The organism is Bartonella sp. AP72JLCBS, assembly GCF_042195705.1.
GTDB lineage: Bacteria > Pseudomonadota > Alphaproteobacteria > Rhizobiales > Rhizobiaceae > Bartonella.
The window spans coordinates 1-642 of record NZ_JBHIOU010000116.1 but is presented as its reverse complement, the minus strand read 5'-3'; the positions used below and the strand labels follow the sequence as shown (position 1 = coordinate 642).

Annotated in this window: 1 protein-coding gene; it reads right to left on the bottom strand. The window is 39.3% G+C overall.

Annotation, left to right across the window (positions count from 1 at the left end; genetic code table 11):
* Positions 1-441: 441 nt before the first annotated feature.
* A partial coding sequence (locus tag ACFILO_RS09665; protein ID WP_375678234.1) for a hypothetical protein occupies positions 442-642 on the bottom strand: 201 nt, incomplete at its 5' end.

Sequence of the window (642 nt, the reverse complement as noted above, 5' to 3'; positions counted from 1 at the left end):
TAGTTACTGTTCTTTTGTTTTTGTTATTTTTGCTAGACTTGTGTGCTAGTACTTTGTACTTTGTAGTTAGTCAGGGTTCTGGCCCTCCTAAACTGTATTTTGCTTGTTTTAGTCTTGACTCACTCGTCTCTCCCTCTGGTTATTTTATTTCCTGGGTTGTGATATGTTTTCATTGTGCTTTCAGGACTTATCGTTCTCGAGGCTTCACACCCTTTGCGCCTCGCGACTTGCCCCGGTTCGATCATATGGCGTTCATCTCATCGCCTATTTGGGGAAGTCTCTTTATCTCATCCCGTTATTTTTACTGCATATTTTGCACCATGCTCTGTTGATTTTTGTACATTGAGGGCAATGTACAGCTCTGGTGTGGGGATGGGGTACTTTAATTGTATTGCATGCATGATTACCAATGATAGCTATGATTTTAATGTTTAGTACTTCCTAGCTTGAAAGAATGATAGAAGTGAGCGGTATTTTTTCTGTCATGCTTGAATGAAGTCCTGTTTTATTTTTAGTGCTTTCCCATGTTTCATCATGTTTTCTTCCACCTTGGACACTCCAACCAACCCATTGCAATGATTTTGGCATTAAACTGTTAAATTTTAACTTCAATTTTCTGTTAAGCGCTACTGAGTTCCTTCG